The organism is Streptomyces sp. NBC_01296 (assembly GCF_035984415.1).
GTDB lineage: Bacteria > Actinomycetota > Actinomycetes > Streptomycetales > Streptomycetaceae > Streptomyces.
In genome coordinates this window covers 8,443,707-8,461,979 of the sequence record NZ_CP130720.1, presented here as the reverse complement: position 1 = coordinate 8,461,979, position 18,273 = coordinate 8,443,707, and the positions used below count along the sequence as shown (strand labels likewise).

At 70.7% G+C, this 18,273-nt stretch carries 19 protein-coding genes and 5 pseudogenes; 14 read left to right on the top strand and 10 right to left on the bottom strand.

All coding sequences use genetic code 11. The features are described 5' to 3' along the window. Nucleotides 1–58: 58 nt before the first annotated feature. Together OG299_RS38485 and OG299_RS38480 are read left to right on the top strand one after the other, a co-directional pair. Entirely contained in the window at nucleotides 59–790 is a 732-nt protein-coding gene (locus OG299_RS38485; protein ID WP_327364143.1) for a DUF6193 family natural product biosynthesis protein, read from the top strand. Further along, nucleotides 787–1,059, top strand: a complete 273-nt coding sequence (locus OG299_RS38480; RefSeq protein ID WP_327364142.1) for a hypothetical protein — start codon at nucleotides 787–789, stop codon at nucleotides 1,057–1,059. Before OG299_RS38485 ends, OG299_RS38480 begins: the two co-directional genes overlap by 4 nt. A 339-nt stretch (nucleotides 1,060–1,398) precedes the next feature. Here the strand turns inward: OG299_RS38480 and OG299_RS42885 are convergent, their stop codons facing one another. Further along, nucleotides 1,399–2,055, bottom strand: a complete 657-nt coding sequence (locus tag OG299_RS42885) for a transposase domain-containing protein (protein WP_442817559.1) — start codon at nucleotides 2,053–2,055, stop codon at nucleotides 1,399–1,401. A 119-nt stretch (nucleotides 2,056–2,174) separates the two neighbouring features. Continuing rightward, nucleotides 2,175–2,669, bottom strand: a complete 495-nt coding sequence (locus OG299_RS38475; protein ID WP_327364141.1) for a MarR family winged helix-turn-helix transcriptional regulator — start codon at nucleotides 2,667–2,669, stop codon at nucleotides 2,175–2,177. Between the two features lie 108 nt (nucleotides 2,670–2,777). Between OG299_RS38475 and OG299_RS38470 the strand changes: the two genes are divergently transcribed. From OG299_RS38470 to OG299_RS38460, 4 genes and pseudogenes are all read left to right on the top strand, one after another. Further along, on the top strand, nucleotides 2,778–3,377 hold the full coding sequence (locus tag OG299_RS38470) for an SgcJ/EcaC family oxidoreductase (RefSeq protein ID WP_327364140.1): 600 nt from the start codon (nucleotides 2,778–2,780) through the stop codon (nucleotides 3,375–3,377). Further along, complete coding sequence (locus tag OG299_RS38465; RefSeq protein ID WP_327364139.1) at nucleotides 3,374–4,126, top strand: SDR family NAD(P)-dependent oxidoreductase; 753 nt, start codon at nucleotides 3,374–3,376, stop codon at nucleotides 4,124–4,126. Before OG299_RS38470 ends, OG299_RS38465 begins: the two co-directional genes overlap by 4 nt. A 181-nt stretch (nucleotides 4,127–4,307) precedes the next feature. Continuing rightward, nucleotides 4,308–4,394: pseudogene (locus OG299_RS42880) on the top strand (IS5/IS1182 family transposase); the annotation flags it as partial. A gap of 7 nt (nucleotides 4,395–4,401) precedes the next feature. After that, a pseudogene (locus OG299_RS38460) lies at nucleotides 4,402–4,518 on the top strand (IS5/IS1182 family transposase); the annotation flags it as partial. 133 nt (nucleotides 4,519–4,651) lie between these two features. Here the strand turns inward: OG299_RS38460 and OG299_RS38455 are convergent. Next, complete coding sequence (locus OG299_RS38455; protein ID WP_266637765.1) at nucleotides 4,652–5,224, bottom strand: GNAT family N-acetyltransferase; 573 nt, start codon at nucleotides 5,222–5,224, stop codon at nucleotides 4,652–4,654. A gap of 1,872 nt (nucleotides 5,225–7,096) precedes the next feature. Beyond that, nucleotides 7,097–8,251, bottom strand: a complete 1,155-nt coding sequence (locus OG299_RS38450) for an FAD-dependent oxidoreductase (RefSeq protein WP_327364138.1) — start codon at nucleotides 8,249–8,251, stop codon at nucleotides 7,097–7,099. A 238-nt stretch (nucleotides 8,252–8,489) separates the two neighbouring features. On the opposite strand from OG299_RS38450, the gene OG299_RS38445 reads away from it, so the two are divergent. Then, entirely contained in the window at nucleotides 8,490–9,095 is a 606-nt protein-coding gene (locus tag OG299_RS38445) for a TetR/AcrR family transcriptional regulator (protein ID WP_266637761.1), read from the top strand. A gap of 34 nt (nucleotides 9,096–9,129) precedes the next feature. Further along, nucleotides 9,130–9,359, top strand: a pseudogene (locus OG299_RS38440) (hypothetical protein); the annotation flags it as partial. 141 nt (nucleotides 9,360–9,500) lie between these two features. Here the strand turns inward: OG299_RS38440 and OG299_RS38435 are convergent. Further along, nucleotides 9,501–10,139 (bottom strand): TetR/AcrR family transcriptional regulator, encoded by a 639-nt coding sequence (locus tag OG299_RS38435; protein ID WP_327364137.1) that lies wholly within the window; start codon nucleotides 10,137–10,139, stop codon nucleotides 9,501–9,503. A gap of 147 nt (nucleotides 10,140–10,286) precedes the next feature. Here OG299_RS38435 and OG299_RS38430 point away from each other — a divergent pair, with 147 nt between their 5' ends. Further along, nucleotides 10,287–10,928: a DsbA family oxidoreductase gene (locus OG299_RS38430; protein WP_327364136.1), complete on the top strand. Its 642-nt coding sequence runs from the start codon at nucleotides 10,287–10,289 to the stop codon at nucleotides 10,926–10,928. Nucleotides 10,929–10,985: 57 nt separating this feature from the next. Beyond that, nucleotides 10,986–11,921 (top strand): NADP-dependent oxidoreductase, encoded by a 936-nt coding sequence (locus OG299_RS38425; protein ID WP_327364135.1) that lies wholly within the window; start codon nucleotides 10,986–10,988, stop codon nucleotides 11,919–11,921. A 169-nt stretch (nucleotides 11,922–12,090) separates the two neighbouring features. Here OG299_RS38425 and OG299_RS38420 read toward each other — a convergent pair. Then, nucleotides 12,091–12,295, bottom strand: a pseudogene (locus OG299_RS38420) (helix-turn-helix domain-containing protein); the annotation flags it as partial. A gap of 109 nt (nucleotides 12,296–12,404) precedes the next feature. Further along, nucleotides 12,405–13,223, bottom strand: a pseudogene (locus tag OG299_RS38415) (IS110 family transposase); the annotation flags it as partial. Nucleotides 13,224–13,496: 273 nt separating this feature from the next. On the opposite strand from OG299_RS38415, the gene OG299_RS38410 reads away from it, so the two are divergent. Further along, nucleotides 13,497–13,727 (top strand): hypothetical protein, encoded by a 231-nt coding sequence (locus tag OG299_RS38410; protein ID WP_327364134.1) that lies wholly within the window; start codon nucleotides 13,497–13,499, stop codon nucleotides 13,725–13,727. On the opposite strand, the gene OG299_RS38405 is transcribed toward OG299_RS38410, so the two are convergent. Continuing rightward, nucleotides 13,700–14,422 carry a hypothetical protein gene (locus OG299_RS38405; protein ID WP_327364133.1) on the bottom strand — a complete coding sequence of 241 codons (723 nt, stop codon included), beginning with the start codon at nucleotides 14,420–14,422 and terminating at the stop codon, nucleotides 13,700–13,702. The two genes, OG299_RS38410 and OG299_RS38405, sit on opposite strands and share 28 nt — an antisense overlap. Nucleotides 14,423–14,516: 94 nt before the next feature. On the opposite strand from OG299_RS38405, the gene OG299_RS38400 reads away from it, so the two are divergent. After that, nucleotides 14,517–15,140, top strand: a complete 624-nt coding sequence (locus OG299_RS38400; protein ID WP_327364132.1) for a TetR/AcrR family transcriptional regulator — start codon at nucleotides 14,517–14,519, stop codon at nucleotides 15,138–15,140. A gap of 106 nt (nucleotides 15,141–15,246) precedes the next feature. Further along, nucleotides 15,247–15,453, top strand: a complete 207-nt coding sequence (locus OG299_RS38395; RefSeq protein WP_327364131.1) for a hypothetical protein — start codon at nucleotides 15,247–15,249, stop codon at nucleotides 15,451–15,453. A 410-nt stretch (nucleotides 15,454–15,863) separates the two neighbouring features. On the opposite strand, the gene OG299_RS42875 is transcribed toward OG299_RS38395, so the two are convergent. Both OG299_RS42875 and OG299_RS38385 read right to left on the bottom strand, forming a co-directional pair. Further along, complete coding sequence (locus OG299_RS42875; RefSeq protein WP_353962828.1) at nucleotides 15,864–16,079, bottom strand: RICIN domain-containing protein; 216 nt, start codon at nucleotides 16,077–16,079, stop codon at nucleotides 15,864–15,866. Between the two features lie 535 nt (nucleotides 16,080–16,614). After that, complete coding sequence (locus tag OG299_RS38385; protein ID WP_327364130.1) at nucleotides 16,615–17,199, bottom strand: TetR/AcrR family transcriptional regulator; 585 nt, start codon at nucleotides 17,197–17,199, stop codon at nucleotides 16,615–16,617. Nucleotides 17,200–17,254: 55 nt separating this feature from the next. Here OG299_RS38385 and OG299_RS38380 point away from each other — a divergent pair, with 55 nt between their 5' ends. Beyond that, nucleotides 17,255–18,160, top strand: a complete 906-nt coding sequence (locus OG299_RS38380; RefSeq protein ID WP_327364129.1) for a DUF2867 domain-containing protein — start codon at nucleotides 17,255–17,257, stop codon at nucleotides 18,158–18,160. The last annotated feature ends 113 nt before the right edge of the window (nucleotides 18,161–18,273 follow it).

The window sequence follows — 18,273 nt, the reverse complement described above, 5'->3', positions numbered from 1 at the left end:
TCGCTGCGACGCCTGATCGCCGTTTCTCTTGGTGGCGTCGCGACGGCAGACTACGGAGGTGGACGCTGACCTTTACCCTGATCTGGCTGCTGCGGGCAGCCTGGCCGCAGCGCTGGAACAGCTGGCGGCCGAACTCGGTGTCGATCTCACAGTGGTACCCGGCGATTGGGGCCCGCTCGTTTCGGCCGGCATCGCCTCGTCGGTCCCTGAGCGCAAGCCGCTGTCTGTTCACATCGGGGCTGAGAGCCGCCGGTTCGGTGTCTCCGGCTGGAGTCACGGAGTCGAACTCATCACCGGAGCCACGCCCGACTTGGCGGATGTCGTCAGGGCCGGAGCGGCGTGGGGGCGGGGCAGGAGCACGCGGGAGCTGCGGGCGAAGCTGTCGTTTCTGCGCTCCAGCAAGCGCGCCGAAGCTCACGAACGCGGGCCGGCCGCGGTGGTGGAGCTGCAGTGGCGCACGATGCGGGAGCAGGCGGCCGAGGAACCGGACTTCACAGGGTTCGGCGAACTCGTGGAAGCGGCTCATGCCGAACCGCGGCTGCGACAGCTCTATGTATTCTCCAGCCACTGGACGCTCGGCTTCAGCTCCTGTACCGGGTACCCGTTCCGCGATGAGGTGGCCATCGTCCCGTCACACAATGGCAGCCCTTTCCGCCTGAAGGAGCATCCTCTCTCCGACGACGTTCTCGGCGAGGCCGCCACAGCCGAGGAAGCCGTCGCCCTGGCGGTGCGCCACCTCCCCACTGATCTCGGTCCGGCCGAATCGGGAACCGCCGAACAAGATGGATGACGAGCGCGAACCAAGTCACTGACCGTCACCGTCTTGTGGCCAGTTGGCTTACCATCAGAGAGGCTGGGGGGGTCTCGCCGGACGGCATCGAGCCACTGCGGCAGCCGTTCGCTCCGGCGCTCGGTGAGCATCTGGCCGAAGAAGCGGACGTGGCCGGTGAGGCCGTCCAGTTCAGGGCAGTGGACGAGAACGGCTTTGAGTCGGAGGTGCTCCGTCTCGGTGAGGCTCTCTGGCCGGCGGAGGATCCATCCAGCGACGACACGGGGTGATGGTGGCCGAGCTGTGACGGAGCCCGGCGAGAGTCGCTTCTCCCAGAAGTAGGCACGAACCTACTGGTAGCTGCCCTGATAGCCGAGCGGCATGACTCCTCCCACACCGTCCATGCGTTGGTGCAGCCTTGGTTCCAGCGGTCATCCAGGGAGGGCTTGAAGGCGTCGAGTTTGGATCGCCGGCCTTGCCACTGCCCGTGGAACAGTTCCTCCGGGGTGGTTGCGTCGGCGAGGAGCTTGACGGTTCGGGAGGTCATATGGAGTTGGCGGCCGATCGCCCTCCGGCTGAGCCCGGCTGCCAGCAATTCGTGGACGGTCGCGTGCTTGTCGCGGGTGCGGTCAGCGAGGCGGTATCTCGGCCAAGGCGAGCCAGAGAGGGCTTCGAACTTCTCGGCTCGGGGCAGGCTGGGCTGGATCTGGCGCCAGGAGCGTCGAGAACCCCTTGCGTTCCGATTTCGGCCAGGACCACTGCCCTGACCTGGGGAAACCCGAAGGGAACGCCCCCGGTGGTGGAGGGGCCGTCGAAGGTGTCGCCACTGCTGGTCGAATCCGGAAGGTCGAATTGGGTGCCGTCCAGGGCGAGCAGTCGTAGCCCGCGCCACCACGCTCCAGGCCGTGGCCGGTGTGGCGAGCGGCCCGGCCACCTCCCGGAACACGGTCTCCTGCACGTCCTCCCGGAGCCGGGCTCGCGCCTGGCATCAAGACGACCGGTTCACCCGTGCGAGGGCCCGGCTGCCGGGGATACCGCTGCTCAGTACGCGTAGCACCTCTTCCTACGACTCCCGGGCGAAGAGGCACAGGCCCAGGGATGAAGTACACGACCAGCCGCGCCGGCAGGAGGCGGCGGCGCCGTTCGGCCCGGCCGTGCTTGGCTATCGCCGCGTCGACCAGCTCGGCGGTGAACACCTTCGTCAGGATCCCGATCCGCACCCGCCGGCCCGCACCCCACCCGTCACACGCAGGGCAACGATCTCCGCAGCTCAAAAGCAACTGCATTGGCCCTGGCGGCCCCCACCCGGCCGCCGAACCCTCCGGGGCCGCAAACGGGTCGCGGATGTGGATCCGTGGTTGCACGTGTTCTCATCCCCGACCTGGACACCGGCGAGCCGCCCCGGTCACATGCGCTCCTGGCCTTCCTTGCGCTCATGGGTCAGCGCCCGGATCTCCTCCGTCGCCTCGCGGAAGGCCGGCGCCGCGCGCGCGAAGTAGTCGAAGAGCAGGTCCTGCTGCTCGGGTGTGTACTGCGCGAGCACCTCCCCGATCCGCCGGCGGGCCGGACCCACCGCCGCCTCGACCCTGGCCAGCGCGTCGGGCACGGCCTGCACCACGACCTTGCGCCGGTCGGCCGGGTCGGCGGTGCGGCGCACGTACCCCGCGCGCTCCAGCCGGTCGATCAGCCGCGTCGTCGCGCCCGTCGTCAGCCCGGTCCCGGACGCAAGCTCGCCCGAGGTCAGGCCGCCGGCGAGGGTGATGCGGCTCAGCGCGTACCACTCGGACGCCTGGAGGCCCGCTGCCTCGGCACCCGCCATGCCGTGCAGCCCCACCGCGTCGACGTAATCCCGGAAGACCAGCCGCCGCTCGTCCTGCCCTGCCCCACCCTGTTCCGGCATCGCCATTCCATTCCCCTTGCCTAATATCTGCGCGTGTGCAGATAATGCATGTGTGCAGTTGTTGCACCAGTCTAACCAATCTCACCGCCTCCACGGAAGGGCATCACCATGAACGCCAAGATCGTCAAGCGCGTCGTTCTAGCCACCGCCGCCGTCCTCGCCCTCGGTGCCGGCGGCGCGTACCTCTACCTCGACGCCACCTCCGACACCAAGCGCCCGGGCTCCGAGGCGTGCACCGACGTCATCCCGGCAGACGGCAACCGCGCCGACGGCGAGGCCATCTGCACGACCATCGACGCCCTCACCGCCGCCTGGGGCCGCGGCGACGCCGATGCCTACGGCCGGCAGTTCACCGCAGACGCCACCTACACCACATACATCGGGAGCCACTACGAGGGCCGCTCCGACATCACCGAAGGCCACCGCGCGCTCTTCGAGGACTTCCTCAAGGGCAGCAAACTCTCCGCCACCTACCTCGACCTGCGCTTCCTCGGCAAGGACGCCGCGATCCTGACCGGGCGCGGCGACGACTACACGGGCGGCAAGCCCAAGGCCACCGAACTGTCCAAGGTCCAGACGTACACCCTGGTCCGCGACACGGACGGCGTCTGGCGCATCGCCGCCTTCCACAACACCCAGCGCCAGAACGTCATGGAGCGCTTCTCCTTCCTCTACTCCCCCGCCACGGCCCCGAAGGCGGAGAAGTGAGCCGGGAGGGCGCGAGCCGCGCTCTGGTCACCGGCGCCACCGAAGGCATCGGCCGGTCCTTCGCCCGCACCCTGGCTGCGCAGGGTTACACGGTGACCGCCGTCGCCCGCACCGAGCACCGCTTACGCGACCTCATGAACGAACTCGGCGCCGGACACGACCACCTCGTCGCCGACCTGGCCACACCGGAAGGAATCCGCACCACCGCGGACGCGCTGACGGCAGCCACGACTGCCACCCCCTACGACCTCCTGATCAACAACGCCGGCCTCGCCCGCCCCGGTCCCTTCGCCGACACCCCGCTCGACGAGGCCCTGCCCGTGCTCCGTCTCAACTGCGAGGCGGTCATCAGCCTCGCGCACGCCTTCCTCGCCGCCGCCCGCCCCGGAGCGGCCCTGGTGAACGTCGCATCTACCCTCGCCTTCGTCCCCAAGCCCGACCAGGCCGTCTACAGCGCGAGCAAAGCGTTCGTCAGGTCCTTCTCCGAAGCCCTCTGGCACGAACAGAAGCCGCGCGGCGTGTACGTGACGGCCCTGTGCCCCGGCCCGACGGCAACCCGCCCCGGCCTCCACGCGGACACCCCATCCGCCCTGCTCATGACCCCGGAAGCAGTCGTCGCCGCCACCTCGGCCGCCCTGCGCGAACGCCGCCGCCCCACGCTTGTACCCGGCCGCGCCAACGCACTCCTGACCAGAACGCTGGCCGCCCTCCCCCGCCGCACAGCCCTCGCCGCCCTCGCCGACGCCTAACGAGGTCGTGCAGGGTCTGTACGGTCAACGGTGGGTCTTCGAACAAGAAGTGACACCTGATGACAGACGTGACCGTGTCGGCGGAGGCTGTGGCGGAAGTGCAGCCGTCCGGGTTGGCGCCGGACGTCCTGGATGACCGGTTGATCAGTCACCTGGTGGACCGGACCAAGGCAGGCGGGATCAAGGCAAGCGCCGCTGCAAGCTCCCGCTGCACCAGCGCGCCCTGGTCGCCCTGGTGTACCTGCGCAAGCACGACCGGCCTTGCCGGGCACCAAGTCGAACGCGGCATGGCCCAGTTGAAGTCCTGGAGGACCTTCCAAAAGTCCCGGATGAGCCCCAACCGCATGACGTCAGTTGCCAAGGCAGTCCTCACCCTGGAGAGGCAACGCTGAAAACGATCACTGAGCTGCGGCCCTTCCGGCGTCGAGGCACTGTAGTCGTCACCGAATCGGCACGCTGCTTGTCACCAAGGGCAGGACCGGCAGGGTTGTCGGTGCTCCTCTGGAGCGCTGGGATGAGTCCGAGTCAGGCCGTCTGTCGGCCCCTGGCGCTGGGCTGATCTGAGGTAGGGCTTCCGGCTGAGGCGATGTCGTCGCGGAGCACGCTGTAGCGAACGACGTCCCGCCACTGCCCGTCCCGGAACACGATGCTGCGCAACACGCCCTCGCGGGTGAAGCCCGACCTTTCCAGTGCGCGCTGCTCAGCGAGGTTCCCCGTCTCGGTATCCGCCTCGATCCTGACCACAGGCGTGTGCGCGAACAGGTACCGCGTCAGCAGCCGCTGAGCCTGCGTGCCGATACCCCGGCCCCGGGCTTCTGGCAGCAGCTGGGCTCCAATGTTCCAACAGTAGGAACTCCGCGAGGTCACGACCTTCCGCCATGCCACGAAGCCAAGCCGGTCGGCACCGGTTACCACCATCAGCTGACCCGCCTCATCGCTGAGCAGGCCGTCCTGCGCCCAGCGCCGCCGCCAACGCCCCGGATCTGACCAGCCCAGCCACTGGAACGGCCCAGTCGCCTCGGGATCTGTCAGGAACTGCTCAAGCAGTGGCAGATCGCCCTCGTCCACCGGACGCAATATCACTGGATCGTCGCTCATCGAGTCACTCTAGGACGCGCCGGCGATCTCGGTGTCAACTGATCCTGCTGGTTTGCCAACTATCGAGCTTCGGCACATCACAGGGGCTCTGCCTCAGCGACGGCGACTTCGCTTCGTTCATCGAGGCCGTCAACAGCGTCTTGGACGCCACCGCAGTGGAGCGGGAGGCCGTTCCGGTCTGACGCACAAAACAGGTGCTGAACAGCATCGGGCTGGCCGGAGTCGATGCGACTGCTGAACTCGTCGTGGGGTGCGGCCGGCGACCGCCGCCACCAAGGGATTAGGCCTCATCGTTGGGCCGGTGCGGTGTGAAAGGAACGCAGACCGGAGCAGGTACGACATGCCGTCGACCCAGGCGGACGAGTTCGTCCATCACCGACTCGGCGGCCCTCATGGGAGGTCCGAGCACCAGGACGTGCCCGCTGGGGAGAACAAGGTTGGACGGTGGGCTGGCAGAGGCCGGCTGCTCGTCGGCCTGGAGGTCTCGCTCGGGCCGGTCAGGCCCCACATCTCGTCACGGACGACGATTCGGGCAGGCTCCGGCTCCGGTGCGGAGAGCGGCTGTTCCACGGGGATTCCCGCTTCGGTCGGCTCACACAGCGTAGGGCGCGCTCCGTAGATCCATTGGTTTTCCGGTCAGGAGCGGTGCCGGATGCGGCCGAGGTCTGCGTCGAGGATGTTGCCGGAACGAGGTGCTCTGCTCTTTCCAGGCAGGGTCGTAGTTGTCGTACTCGGGGTCGTCGTAGCCAGGGCCGATGGGCATGGCGGTCTCTTTCCACTGGTTGAGTCGGGTATGCCGGTCATTGCTTGGCCGGATGCGCAGCTCTCGCGCTCCGGCTCGGTGGAGGCTTGCGATCATGGTTCGCCAGCATCACGCGGACTGGCCGGACTCGTTGGGCGGTATGAAGCACTCCGGCACCCGCCTGGACCCACTGGCCGAGAGCGCGGTGATCGCCGCGTGTGCTCTCGCCGACGCCAGCGGGCTCGAGCGGTGGAGCGCGGGCGCCATCGAGGACGCGGCCACCGCTCTGGAGGTACTCGCCGGGGCACTGTCCAGCCTGAGCCCTGCGGCCGCTGAAATCCTGGAGGTCGTCCCGGCCGCTGTCGCCGCGCTCCGCGAAGGCGTCGAGCGGGTGCCGACCGCGGCCGCCCCCTCCGGGAATGACAGCCGTGCGGGAGACCCCGCGGTGTTGAGCGCCGGACTGCGGCGGGCGCTCGCCACGCACAACCTCACTGGGCGAGTTCACCAGCTCGGCCCCGACTTGCTGACCGCACCATGGACGCGGCTCACGCCCAGGCTCTCGCCGCGCTCCTCATCGTCCGTCGTGAACTACCACGTCAGACACCCGCCCCTGAAGACGAATCCCGCTGGGGCGCGGGGCCGGCCGATGAATCCCTCGCGGCGGCCCTGGCCGCTTACGGGCCGGGGACGTACGCCCGGGTCTTCGCTTCCGGGGACGTCTCCAGCGGTCTCACTCCGAGGTTGTACTCCAGGTGACCGCTGCCCGGAAGCACCGCGTCGGCCCGCGCCACCGCGCCGGCCCGGCCGCGACGCCGAGGGCTCCGGCACGGGTGGAAGGCATCGACGCGAGCTAAAGGGGGCTGGACGGTACTGGCATCAAGCGGTGAGGTCGGTCAGCAGGTCTCGTGGAGCGTGCACGTCTGCGCACCTGCCTGCCAGGTACTCCACCTGCGCGGCGGTGCCCTGGTTGTTCACCTCACGGCATGAGCGTGCAAGGCCACACCCAGACCCAGACCCTCGGTGGTCCCGATCGTACGAAGGGCCGGAATCAACCCGCCAACAAGGTAAGGACCACTTCACCTGGTGGCGGTCCCGTCTGCGGAAGTCGGGCGGCGCGTTGCCTGCCGTGCTCAGTTGGTGTGAGCGGGGCGCGAGTCAGGCCAGAGGCTGTCGGGGAAGGCGGCGTCGTCGGAGTCGATGTCGGGCATGAGGGTGGTGAGCATCTGCTGGGCGGTCCTGGCGTTGTCGGCGGCGCGGGGCAGCATGACGCTTTCGTAGGCGTCGAGGGCCTGGTCGACAGTGGGGTGGTCGATGACGGCTCGGGCGAGTTCGGCGCCGTCGAGCAGGGCGAGGTTGGCGCCGACGCCGACGGGTGGCATCAGGTGGGCGGCGTCTCCGAGCAGGGTGATGCCGGGGACGCGCTGCCAGGAGTGGTGAACGGGAAGGACGAACATGGGCCGGTTGATGAAACCGCCCTCGTTGTCGCGCAGGATGTGCAGCAGGCTCTCGTGCCAGCCCTGGTACTGGGTGAGGAGGCGCGCCCGCACTGCCTGGGTGTCTGCGAGGTCGAGGCCGGCGTGCCAGTCCTGGGGGCCGCGGAAGTTGACGTAGGCGCGGACGTGTCCGTTGCTGTTCCGCTGGAGCACCAGGCTGCGGCGGCCCGCCTTGGCCGACATGGTGCCGCGACCTACCAGGTGGGCGATGCCGGGGTGACGATGGTCGACGTCGTCGAAGTGAGCCTCCACCAAGGTGACACCGGCGTAGGAGGGTTGGGCGTCGGAGAGCGCGGGGCGCACCCGGGACCAGGCGCCATCGGCGCCGATGACCAGGTCGAAGTCTTCGCCCGTGCGGTCGTGGTGGTGCAGGCGGACGGTGCCACGGGGTAGTGGGGTGACGGCCCTTACGGAGTGGCCCCAACGGACCGTGCCGGGGGCGAGGGAGTCCAGCAGGAGCGCGCGCAGCTGGCCGCGGTCGATCTCGGGCCTGCTCAGATCGTCCTCGTCCGCCTGGTCGTGGCGTATCAGGGTCGCGTGGCGGTCGTACAGGCGCCACTCCTGGCTCTCGGGCCGGGAGAGGGCGAGGAACTGGTCGAACAGGCCGGCTGTGCGCAGGGCTGCCTGGCCGGTGTCTTCGTGGATGTCGAGAGTGCCGCCTTGCGAGCGGGAGTGGGGGGCGGTCTCGTGCTCGAAGACCGTGACCGGCACGCCGTGCTGTTGCAGGACGCGTGCGCAGACGAGGCCGCCGAGGCCGGCGCCGACGATCGCAATACGAGCGGTGGTGGACATGAGGGCCACGCTCCGTTCAAAGGGTTGGGGGAGGGTGCTGGTGCGTTGTGGCGACGCCCTGTTCAGGGCATGGCGGATCAGTCGTTCCGGTGTGGGACGCGTCCCGGGTTCCGGCGGCCGGGGTGCCGGTCAGCCGTCCCCACTCACAGAAACATAGCAGCTCCAAAAGTACAACCGCTCCGACTTTACATTGAGTCGCCTTTGCGAGCGGATCCCCTCAAGGAGGTAAGGTGGGGGCATGGCCGAGACAACGACAGGACGCCGCGAACGCAAGAAGGCCCAGACGAGGCAGGCCTTGACGGATGCCGCAGTGCGGCTGTTCACCGAGCGCGGCTTCGACGACGTCGGTGTACGCGAGGTGGCGGAGGCGGCCGACGTCTCGCTGAGCACGCTCTTCAAGCACTTCCCCAGCAAGGAGGCCCTCGTCTTCGACCTGGACACGGACATGGAGAGCGCCCTGGTCGCCGCCGTTCACGACCGGGCCCCCGGTCAGCCCGTGCTGCACGCCCTGCGCGACCACATGGTGCGCACCCGAACCGCCGTGCGAGCCAACGACCCCACTTTCGTCCTGGTCGAATCCACCCCTGCACTGCGGGACTACGCCCGTCGCATGTGGTTGCGCCACGAGAAGGCGCTGGCCGCCGCCCTCGCCGAGGCCACCGGGCTCGCCCCGGAAGACCCCGCCGTCGTCGGCCTGGCACGCTTCGCCCTGGAAGCTCCCAGCATCGCCCGCGCAAGCGAAGACCCGGCCGGGACCATGCGCGACCTGTTCACCCTGCTGGAACACGGCTGGTCCGCCACCCCCCTGGCGGGACAGGAAGACCGCCCCCGTCGGGACGGGTGACCGCGACCTCTCGAGGTCGCAGCGTTCTCGCGGAATCATGGCCCGCAGCCGCATCAAACGGTGCGGGCCCGGCGGCCGGCCCCGCACCCGTCCGGCCCGGGTGGTCGGCGACAAGGGGGCTACAGCTCCCGCAAGATCCGCGCCTACCTCCGCAAACGCGGCATCGCCTGCACCATCCCCGAGCGCGTCGACCAGATCAGCGGACGCCGGCGGCGCGGCAACGCTGCTTCAACAAGCTCTCAACGCGCAGCGCATGTACGGCAAGGGCGTGGCGGATGCCGTGCGCGCCGCGTTCGCGGCACGGCAGATCCCCCGGGATCGCGTAGCCGCCGCACCGCGGGCGCGATGCCACCGGCCCGGGCCGTCGCCCCGGGGCGGTGGCGGGCCGGCTCCCCCCGGCCTGGGTCATGGCGCCGCTGCGGCCATGACCGGGCCGTCGCCGGGTACCTCCGCGGTGTCGAGGGGGCGCTGCAGGAGGGCGAAGGTGGAGTCCAGGCAGTCCGCGGCGCGGGCCGGGTCGGGGTCGACCTTCCGCATGATCTGCAGGCCCTGCACCAGGTTGAGCAGCAGCCGAGCGCCTTGCGGCGGGGTGACGGCCGGAGCGAGCTCCCCGTCCCGCGCAGCCCGCTCCAGCTGCGCGGTGAACGCCTCCTCGGCGTACCGGAGGTTCCGCCGGGCCAGCTGGGCGACCTCCTCGTCGCGCGGCAGCAGTTCGGCGATGCTGTTGACGCTGAAGCACCCTGCGTTGCCGGAGGCCGCGTCGGCGGCGAGGAGCCGGCCCAGGACGTCCCGCAGCTGGGGCAGCGCCGGACTCTTGTCGTCGAGCGCGGTGCCGAGCAGCCGGGTCTGGTGGTCCAGGTAGCGGCCGAGCGCCCGGATGAACAGCTGGTGCTTGTCCCCGAACGCCGCATAGATCGATCCGCGGCCCAGCCCCAGCTCCTCCACGAGGTCGCTCATCGCGGTCGCCTCGTAGCCCTTGCGCCAGAACAGGATCATCGCCCGGTCCAGGATCGCCTCTTCGTCGAACGTGCGTGGTCTCGCCATGCCCCCACGGTAGCGAAGGTCGGCGGCTGGGGCAGCACGTGGTTGACCGCTCGTTCCAAAATCGGCTACGTTATGGAACGAGCGGTCCGGAACTCCCGAAGCGGAGCCGGGCCCACCCGTGAGACCGATCCGTCAGGAGCGAGCGTCGTGAAGGTCGAGATCTATTCGGACCTGGTGTGTCCGTGGTGCTACATCGGCAAGCGCCGCTTCGAGAAGGCCCTGGCCGCCTTCCCGGAGGCGGCGAATGTCGACGTCGTCTATCGGCCGTTCCAGCTCAACCCCGCGGCGCCCGAGACGACGGAGCCGTCCGCACACATCTACGAGCGCAAGTTCGGTCGCCCCGCCGCGACCATCTTCGGCCCGCTGACCAGTGCTGCGTCCGCCGAGGGGATCACGTTCCGGATGGACGACGCCTTGGCCACCAACACCTACCAGGCGCACCGCCTGCTCTGGTTCGCCCGGCGGCACGGGCGCCAGGCCGAGGTGAAGGAGCGCCTGCTGGCGCACTACTTCACCGACGGCGGGAACCTCGGCGACCGCGAGGCCCTCGCGGGGCTCGCCGAGGCGGCCGGCCTCGACCGCGCCGCCGCGCTGGCCTTCCTCGCCTCGTCCGAGGGAGCGGACGAAGTCCGCGCCGAGCTCGCCGAAGCCACCGCTCTCGGCGTCACGGCGGTCCCCACCTTCGTGATCGACGGCACGTTCGTGCTCCAGGGCGCCCAGAACCCCGAGGCCCTGCTCGATGCCCTGGAGAGGGCCGCGGCCGACCGCAGCCCCGCGACCACTGCCTGATCCCCCCCTCCCCCCAGCCCCACCCCACCCCTCGCAGACTTGATCAAGGAGCGTCCCATGAAGGCAGCAGTCATCGACCAGTACGGCCAGGTCCGCGACGTCGTGCGTGTCACCGACGTGCCCGTCCCCGCCGTCGGCCCCCGCGACGTGCTCATCGAGGTCCGCGCGGCCGGGGTCAATCCGGTGGACCACCTGATCGTCAAGGGCTTCCTGAGCGCGGGTGCGCCGACCGGTCCGCTGGTCATCGGCAACGAGCTCGCCGGCGTGGTGGCCGAGGTCGGCGGCGAGGTCACCCGCTTCGCGGTGGGCGACGAGGTCTTCGCCCGCGTCGACCCCCGCGTGGGCGGCGCCTTCGCCGAGTACGTCGCCGTGGACCAGTCGCTGGTCGCCACCAAGCCGTCCGGCCTGACGTTCGAGGAGGCCGCCTCGCTGCCCCTGGTCGCGCTCACCGCCCTCCAGGCCCTGACCGAGCAGGCCGACGTACGGGCCGGGACGCGCGTGCTCATCCACGGCGCCGCCGGCGGCGTGGGCTCCGCAGCCGTCCAGATCGCCAAGCAGCTCGGCGCCGAGGTCGTGGCCACCGCCAGCGCCGGCAGCGTGGAACTGGTCCGCGAGCTCGGTGCCGACCGGGTGATCGACTACCGCGCCGAGAAGTTCGACGAGATCGTCTCCGACGTGGACGTCGTCCTCGACACCATCGGCGGCGAGACCCAGGAACGGTCCTTCGGCGTGCTCAAGCCCGGCGGCACGCTGGTCTCGATCGTCCCCATCCCGGACGCCGAGGCCAAGCAGGCCCAGTGGAACGTCCGCGCCCTCAGCTTCTACATGCGCCCGCACGGCGAGCAGCTGGCCCACCTCGCCGGCCTCGTGGAGTCCGGGCAGCTCCGGCCGATCCTCGAAACGGTCTTCCCGCTCGACGAGGCCTCCGAGGCCCTGCAGAAGGTCGAGCGAGGCGGTGCCCGCGGCAAGACCGTCATCGGTGTCCGCGCCTGACCGCACCCCCGCTCCCGGAGACCGCCGCCCCACGAGCGGCGGCCTCCGCGTTCCCCATGTCCGCCCAGCGGCGAACCCCCGTCCTCCCGAGGTGGAAGGACGGGGGTTCACGGCGCCGTGAACCGTCACGGCGCGGTGGTGCCGCGCGATGCCCTTCGGCGCCGAGGAGGTCATCCGCCGCTGCGCCGCCGGCCTCCCAGCGCAGCAGGTCGCCCGGCCGGCATTTCGAGCACCTCGCAGAGCGCTGCGAGCGTCGCGAAGCGCACCGCCTCGGCACGGCCGTTCTTCAGTACCGCCAGGTTGGCGGGCGTGATACCCACGCGCTCCGCCAGCACCGGTCTTCCCCCGCGGCGTCCTCGGCCAGGACCAGCCACGGGTCCTCGAGCCGGAACCGGTGCGTGCCGCCCCCGCCTGCGACCAACACCAGCGAGGCGACCGGCGCTTCCGTGGGCACTTCGATCCTGTCGTTGGCCAGGAGCCAGGCGACGACGGCGGGCCGGTCGAACTCCGGGAGCACATCCGTGCCGCCGGCCGGCGCCGGCCATGGACTGCGGCGAGCGAGGCGGCCAGAGATGGGATCACGATGTCGAGGGTGCCCGTGCCGGGAACGATGACGGTCTGCTCGTCGAGGGCGCCGAAGACGTCATCGATCAGCCTCTGAGCCATCCGCGGAGCCTTGGGCCGGATCAGCTCGACGAGCCGGCGGCGGCCGGCTTTCCGCAGAGCGCTGGGAGATCCGTAGCGCTCGAGGAGCCAGGTGACGGCCGGGTGGTCCAGCCGCGGTCCCAGGACCCGCTCGAGGCTGGGGTGGAACTGGGTGAGCAGGCCGCGTATCCGGTTGCTGGTGCGGGTGGCCTCGGCCGCGAGGTCCTGGTCGAAGCCGGTCAGCACCGTGAGCTCGGCGGTGATCTCGTCGGTCAGCTCCAGCGAGCGCAGGATGTGGGGCACCGTCCGGGCCGCGTCCGCGATCACCGCGGCGTCCTTCGCATCGGTTTTCGCCTCGCCCGGATAGAGATCGGCGATCCGCCGCATGGCGAGTCCGGGCAGGTAGGCGACCTGGCAGCCCGCGTCCCGGGCGACGGTCAGTGGCAGGGCACCGATCGAGGCGGGCTGGTCCACGATCACCAGCACGGTGCCGAACTTGGCCTTGAGTTTGTCGAAGACGGCCCGCAGTTTCGGTTCGCTGTTGGGCATCGGCTTGTCGAAGACCTTCTTGCCCGCCGGGGTCAGCCCGTGGCCATGATGGACGGACTTGCCGACGTCCATCCCGAGGAAGACGCCCACGCCATCGGTGTCTAACATCGCACCCCTCCCAGGTGGTTGCTCCTGCCGGCCTCGGCAATGGCACCGTGCTCGCGCATCCACGTTATGCAGACCTGCCGCCCGCTTTTCTGTCCGGCATTGCGCCAGGCCGGGCGGTGGCCGGGTCTCTCATCAGCGACTCCGACGGCACCCCACGGACCTGGCGACACCCCCCCAGGTCATCCGTTCGACAGAGGGGACACAGTCATACCGGGCCCGGAGGCCAGCAGCCCCATTGCAGGACCGCGAAAAACACAACGGGGGGGAAGTCGCGTGCCGGCGGCGCCAGTTCACCACCGCGGCCCGGGACGACCGGGCGATCCGCCCCACCTCGGCCAGCAGCACCCGGTCCTGTCCCGGGACGAGAGGGGCGAGGGCGGCGAGCGGCGGCCGTCCGGGGTGGTGTGCACCGCCCACCAGTCGACCCGGACTGCCTTCGCAGCTACGGCGCTGCCGCCGGCGGCCTGGTTCGAGGCTCAGCTGGAGACGCTGGCCGAGGGCTGAGCGGGGACGGCGGCCGGGCCGTCCGCGGGGCGGCCCGGCAGGCACAGGGCGAGGGCGCCGAGGACGAAGCCGTAGCAGGAGACCAGGCCGTGGCCGTTGGCCTGGGCGAACCAGAGCACGAGGCCGAGCACGGGGACCCCGGCGGCGAGCAGCAGCTCCTTGGCGTGGCTCCCGGGGATCCCGGCGCGGTGTGCGCGCAGGGCGCGCTGCAGGAGGGCGGCGGCGAGGGTGGCGCCGAGGAAGTAGGTGGCGCCCGAGCTGCCGGCGAAGTTACGGGGGTCGGTGCTGTGGTGGCCGCCGAGGCCGATCAGCATGTCGATGTGCTCGGGCAGCAGGATGCCCGCGAGGAACAGGACGAGGGTGCGGGGCCCGCCCCAGTACCAGTCGGCGAGCGCGGCGACGGCGGCGAGGGTGGCGATGTTCCAGGCGCCGCCGAGGAGGCCGCCGTTCTGCATGAAGACGGCGGTGACGACCCGCCACCACCCCGTTTTGGCGGGGTCGTCGTCGAGGGCGTCCATGGCGCCGGACCAGAGCAGCTGCGTGGCGACCCCGGCGAGGGCGAGGACGGTCAGGCCCACCGCCGCCCAGGGGACGCGGCGGCCGCGCAGCGTGTCCCGGCCGAGCAGGTCCAGGCCCCCGTTGAACATCATCACCATCAGTGCCGCCGTGGTCACGTTGAACACCAGTGCGCCCATCGCCGCCACCCCCCTTCGGTCGTCGTAGGACGACAGTAGCGCGACCGAGGCCGACTTTCAAACACTGTTAGAAAATGGGCGTAGGCTGTTCCTCGTGAAGCTGACGAGGGAACGCATCATCGACGCGGGCATGGCGGAGTTCGCCGAGTCCGGATACCAGGGCCTGTCCATGCGGCGGGTGGCGCTGCGGCTCGACGCGAAGGCGGGCAGCCTCTACTACCACGTGCCCAGCAAGGCCGTCCTGGTCCAGCTGATGGCGGACCGGGTGGCCCGGCAGGCCTACGACGCGGGCACCGCCGCACTGGACACGCTGGAGCCCGGCGCGGGCTGGCAGGAGCGGGTGGAGGCCCAGGCCCTCACCCTGCGCACCTGCATCCGCCGGCACGCCGGTGGCGCGGTGATGTTCGCCGACAGCCCGAAGGTGCTCAGTACGGGGGCGCTGTCGGTGATGGAACGGCTGCTGGAGACCCTGCGCGCGGCAGGCGTCCCGGACGGGCCGGCGGCGGTCGGCGCGGACGCGCTGCTCAGCCACGTCACGGGGTTCGTACTCCAGGAGCAGAGCGAGTCACCGGCGGCGGCCGTTGGCCCGGAGGAGGGCGCCGCGCTCGTGGCCCGCTTCCCCCTGACGGTGGCCGCGGCCTCGGCCTACGGGGAGGACGAGAAGTTCCTGCTCAGCGTCCGCCTCCTCTGCGACGGCCTGGCCACGCGAATCCCGTGACGGCGGGCCCGAGGAGGCACGGCGGCGGTGGGCGGAGGAGGATGCGCGCCGGGAGCAGGAGAGGGGGAGGGTGAGGCGCGTCTGGCCCGCGAGCAGGCCGAGCGGGATGAGAGTGCGCCAGGCGCTGGAGAAGGCGCGGGCGTGGTGGGGCCGCCTGTCACCGCAGCAACAGACCGAGCTGTTCGCCGCCGTCGCCGAGTACGCCCGGCGTGAGTCAAGTCTGCAGGTAGAGACCCCGGAGAAGCCGATGATGTGGTCGCAGTACGCCCGCGGCGTTCCGGTCCAAGTAGCCGAGCAGCAGCCCCGCCGGTAGGCCAGCGGCCCGGTGCGGCCCACAGGTTCGGGATGGGTGCGCCGGCCAGGAGCGGGGCGGTGTCGAGCCAGCCGGTCACCTGCTGTCGGAGGGCGTCCTTCTCCGCGGCCGAGTACAGGGCCCGCTTCTGGCCTGCGGAACGGTCCAGGCGGAACCAGCCGGGCATCTCGGCGACGAACGCGTCCATGTCCGGCCAGGCCGGCGGGACATGGACTTCGCGGACGGTGTCGATCAGGTCGAAGAAGCGGCCCTCCCGCCGGTCCTGGGCCAGGCGCGCGGACGGCTGGAGCGTTCTGGGCGAGCCTGCGGCTTGGCGCAATACGGTGTGGAGGGGCGGTTGTTCGATGCCGTGCGGGTTGCTGTGGAGCGGCTCACGGGCGATGCGGTGTTTGAGCGTGGGCTCGGCCTTTTCACACTGCGGGTGTGGCCCACTTCTGGTTGGCTCCAGAATGACACTCCCACTGTCCGGCAAGAGCTCCGTTGCCGGTTTGCCAGGACAAGATTTCCAGACACTTTCCTGAGTTCCTGTTCCGGATCGCCCCATCGTGCAGAGGGGCGCCGAGTGAGGCGCATTTGAGGATGGGTGACCCGGTGTGGCGGGTGCCGAAGTCCGTCGTCCTCTTCACTCGGTAGGAGTTGTGGCGGGCGCGTTTGACGATGCGTGGGTAGCTGTGGTGGCGTCGCGGCCCCGGCGGCGCGTGGCCCGCGGTCGCCTACGTCGATGCCGCGGGCAACACCGTTTCGCTCGTCCCCGACGCACCGGTCGGCGGCTCGCGCACGTACCGGTTTCGCCGTTGGCGTTTCGCACATCGGACACGGCCCGGCCGACGACGCCGCCAGCGGCGGCGGCGGTGGCCGCTGCATGGCTCCGCGACGTCGTCGAACGGCTCATCGCGGCGGGCCAGTAGCGGCCGGGTGAGCCCGACATCGTCGTCGTGACCGATGCCGGATACGCCGTCACGCGCCTGGCTTGGGTGCTGAGACCTGCCCGTCGAGCTGGTCAGGCGGATCCGGGGCGACCGCGTTGTGCGGCCACCGAAGCCGCCGCGGGTCTACGGCTCCAAGGGCGGCCGTCCGCCGAAACACGGGCCAGGGTGGGAGGACGTGGGCGCTCCGGTGACGGGTGCGGCGCTGCAGTACGGTCGCGGCGGGCGGCCCGGGTCAGCGCGTGACCAGCGCGGCCGTCACCGTGGCCAGGTAGGCGGGGTCGGTCGGCACCGAGCCGGGGACGGCGTGTGCCAGCTGGGCGTGGCCCACGTAGCTGGTGTAGGCGAGGATGCCGCGGCGGCGGGCCTCGGGGGGCGGGAAGCCGAGCAGTTCGAAGAGGTGGGCGAGATAGCCGACCCGGCGCTCGGTGACGCGGGCGAGCGCCGCCGTGACCATGGGGTGGTCGCTCGCGGCGAGCAGCCGCACCTCCAGGGGGCCCTCGGCGGCGGAGGCGGTCGCGGCGCGCAGGAGGGCGCCGAGGCGGGCCGCAGGGTCGGGTTCGGCGGCCTCCATGGCGCTGATGATCCGCTCGGTGGACAACTCCTCCCAGCGGGCGAGGGCTGCCTCGACGAGCGCGTCACGGTTGGAGAAGTGCCAGTAGAAGCTGCCCTTGGTCGTTCCCAGGCGGGTCGCGAGGGGTTCCACCGCGACCGCGGCGAGGCCGCGTTCGGCGAGCGCGGCGAGGGCGGCGTCCGCCCAGTCGTCGGCGGTGAGGCGTTTGCGGGTGCGCCGTTCCGTGGGGGGCGGGGTCTCGTGCATGGCTCCGTACGGTACCGTACGGTTGAAACATACGCTCCCGTATGGAGGTGCGGTTATGCGTCGCACGCGCACGGTTCGCAACATCCACCAGAGAATCGTCCAGGCCCCGGCCGAGACCGTCGGCGCCCTTGTCGACCGGCTCGCCACGCCGGACGACCCCCTCTTCCCCACCCCGGTCTGGCCCGCGATGGTCCTCGACCGTCCGCTCGCCGTCGGCGCCGACGGCGGCCACGGCCGGGTCCGTTACCGGGTCGCCGCCTACGAGCCGGGGCGGTCCGTACGGTTCGACACCACCGATCCCGGCATCGGCGAGGGCCACCACCGGTTCGACGTCGAACCCCTGGGCCCGGACAGCTGCCGCGTCGTCCACGTCCTCGAACTGACCATGGGCGCCGGGGCGTTCGCCCTGTGGAAGCTGGCGATCCAGCCCGTGCACGACACGATGGTCGAGGAGACCTTCGACAACGCGGAGCGGGCCGCCCTCGGCCGCCTGCCCCACCCGCCGGCCCGCCGGACGCCCCGCGCACTGCTGCTCAACCGCATCTTCTGGGCGCGGCCGACCGCCGTCCCCGTCCCCGACGACGCCCGCCTGCTCCACGACGCCGTCGAGCGGCCCGACTTCACTGACGCCTGGCGCATGCCGCTGAAGCCCGGCATGGACCGCAATCCCGGCGCCTGGCGGCACGTCCTGCCCGCCGCAGTCCAGGGCACGGCCGAGCACGAGCTGATGCTCGGCGAAGACGCCTCCCACCTGGACTACCGCACCTCCCTCCTGTTCGACGAGGACGCGGTCACCCTGTCCTCCGCCGTACGGGTCCACAACACGCGCGGCAGGCTCTACTTCGCACTGGTACGCCCCTTCCACCCGTTCGCGGCCCGGCTGATGCTGTGGCGGGCACACCGGCGGGTGGCGTTCGCGGCCCGGTCCGCCGGGGAGCGGAACGCCACGGCCTCGATCTGATACGGCTTGCGCGAACCGGACGGCATCTCGGACGCGAGCTTGCGGTCATGCTCAGGTCACGCGCGCATGCGCGTACCTCTCCATCTGACCGCCGCGCTCGTGTCTGCAACCCC

What these genes read in the sequence shown, in the direction of transcription:
- OG299_RS38480 (WP_327364142.1), top strand. Translation starts at nt 787, where the DNA reads ATGACGAGCGCGAACCAAGTCACTGACCGTCACCGTCTTGTGGCCAGT.
- OG299_RS42885 (WP_442817559.1), bottom strand. Translation starts at nt 2,055, where the DNA reads ATGCAGTTGCTTTTGAGCTGCGGAGATCGTTGCCCTGCGTGTGACGGG.
- OG299_RS38475 (WP_327364141.1), bottom strand. Translation starts at nt 2,669, where the DNA reads ATGCCGGAACAGGGTGGGGCAGGGCAGGACGAGCGGCGGCTGGTCTTC.
- OG299_RS38470 (WP_327364140.1), top strand. Translation starts at nt 2,778, where the DNA reads ATGAACGCCAAGATCGTCAAGCGCGTCGTTCTAGCCACCGCCGCCGTC.
- OG299_RS38455 (WP_266637765.1), bottom strand. Translation starts at nt 5,224, where the DNA reads ATGAGCGACGATCCAGTGATATTGCGTCCGGTGGACGAGGGCGATCTG.
- OG299_RS38450 (WP_327364138.1), bottom strand. Translation starts at nt 8,251, where the DNA reads ATGTCCACCACCGCTCGTATTGCGATCGTCGGCGCCGGCCTCGGCGGC.
- OG299_RS38445 (WP_266637761.1), top strand. Translation starts at nt 8,490, where the DNA reads ATGGCCGAGACAACGACAGGACGCCGCGAACGCAAGAAGGCCCAGACG.
- OG299_RS38435 (WP_327364137.1), bottom strand. Translation starts at nt 10,139, where the DNA reads ATGGCGAGACCACGCACGTTCGACGAAGAGGCGATCCTGGACCGGGCG.
- OG299_RS38425 (WP_327364135.1), top strand. Translation starts at nt 10,986, where the DNA reads ATGAAGGCAGCAGTCATCGACCAGTACGGCCAGGTCCGCGACGTCGTG.
- OG299_RS38405 (WP_327364133.1), bottom strand. Translation starts at nt 14,422, where the DNA reads ATGGGCGCACTGGTGTTCAACGTGACCACGGCGGCACTGATGGTGATG.
- OG299_RS38395 (WP_327364131.1), top strand. Translation starts at nt 15,247, where the DNA reads ATGAGAGTGCGCCAGGCGCTGGAGAAGGCGCGGGCGTGGTGGGGCCGC.
- OG299_RS38385 (WP_327364130.1), bottom strand. Translation starts at nt 17,199, where the DNA reads ATGCACGAGACCCCGCCCCCCACGGAACGGCGCACCCGCAAACGCCTC.
- OG299_RS38380 (WP_327364129.1), top strand. Translation starts at nt 17,255, where the DNA reads ATGCGTCGCACGCGCACGGTTCGCAACATCCACCAGAGAATCGTCCAG.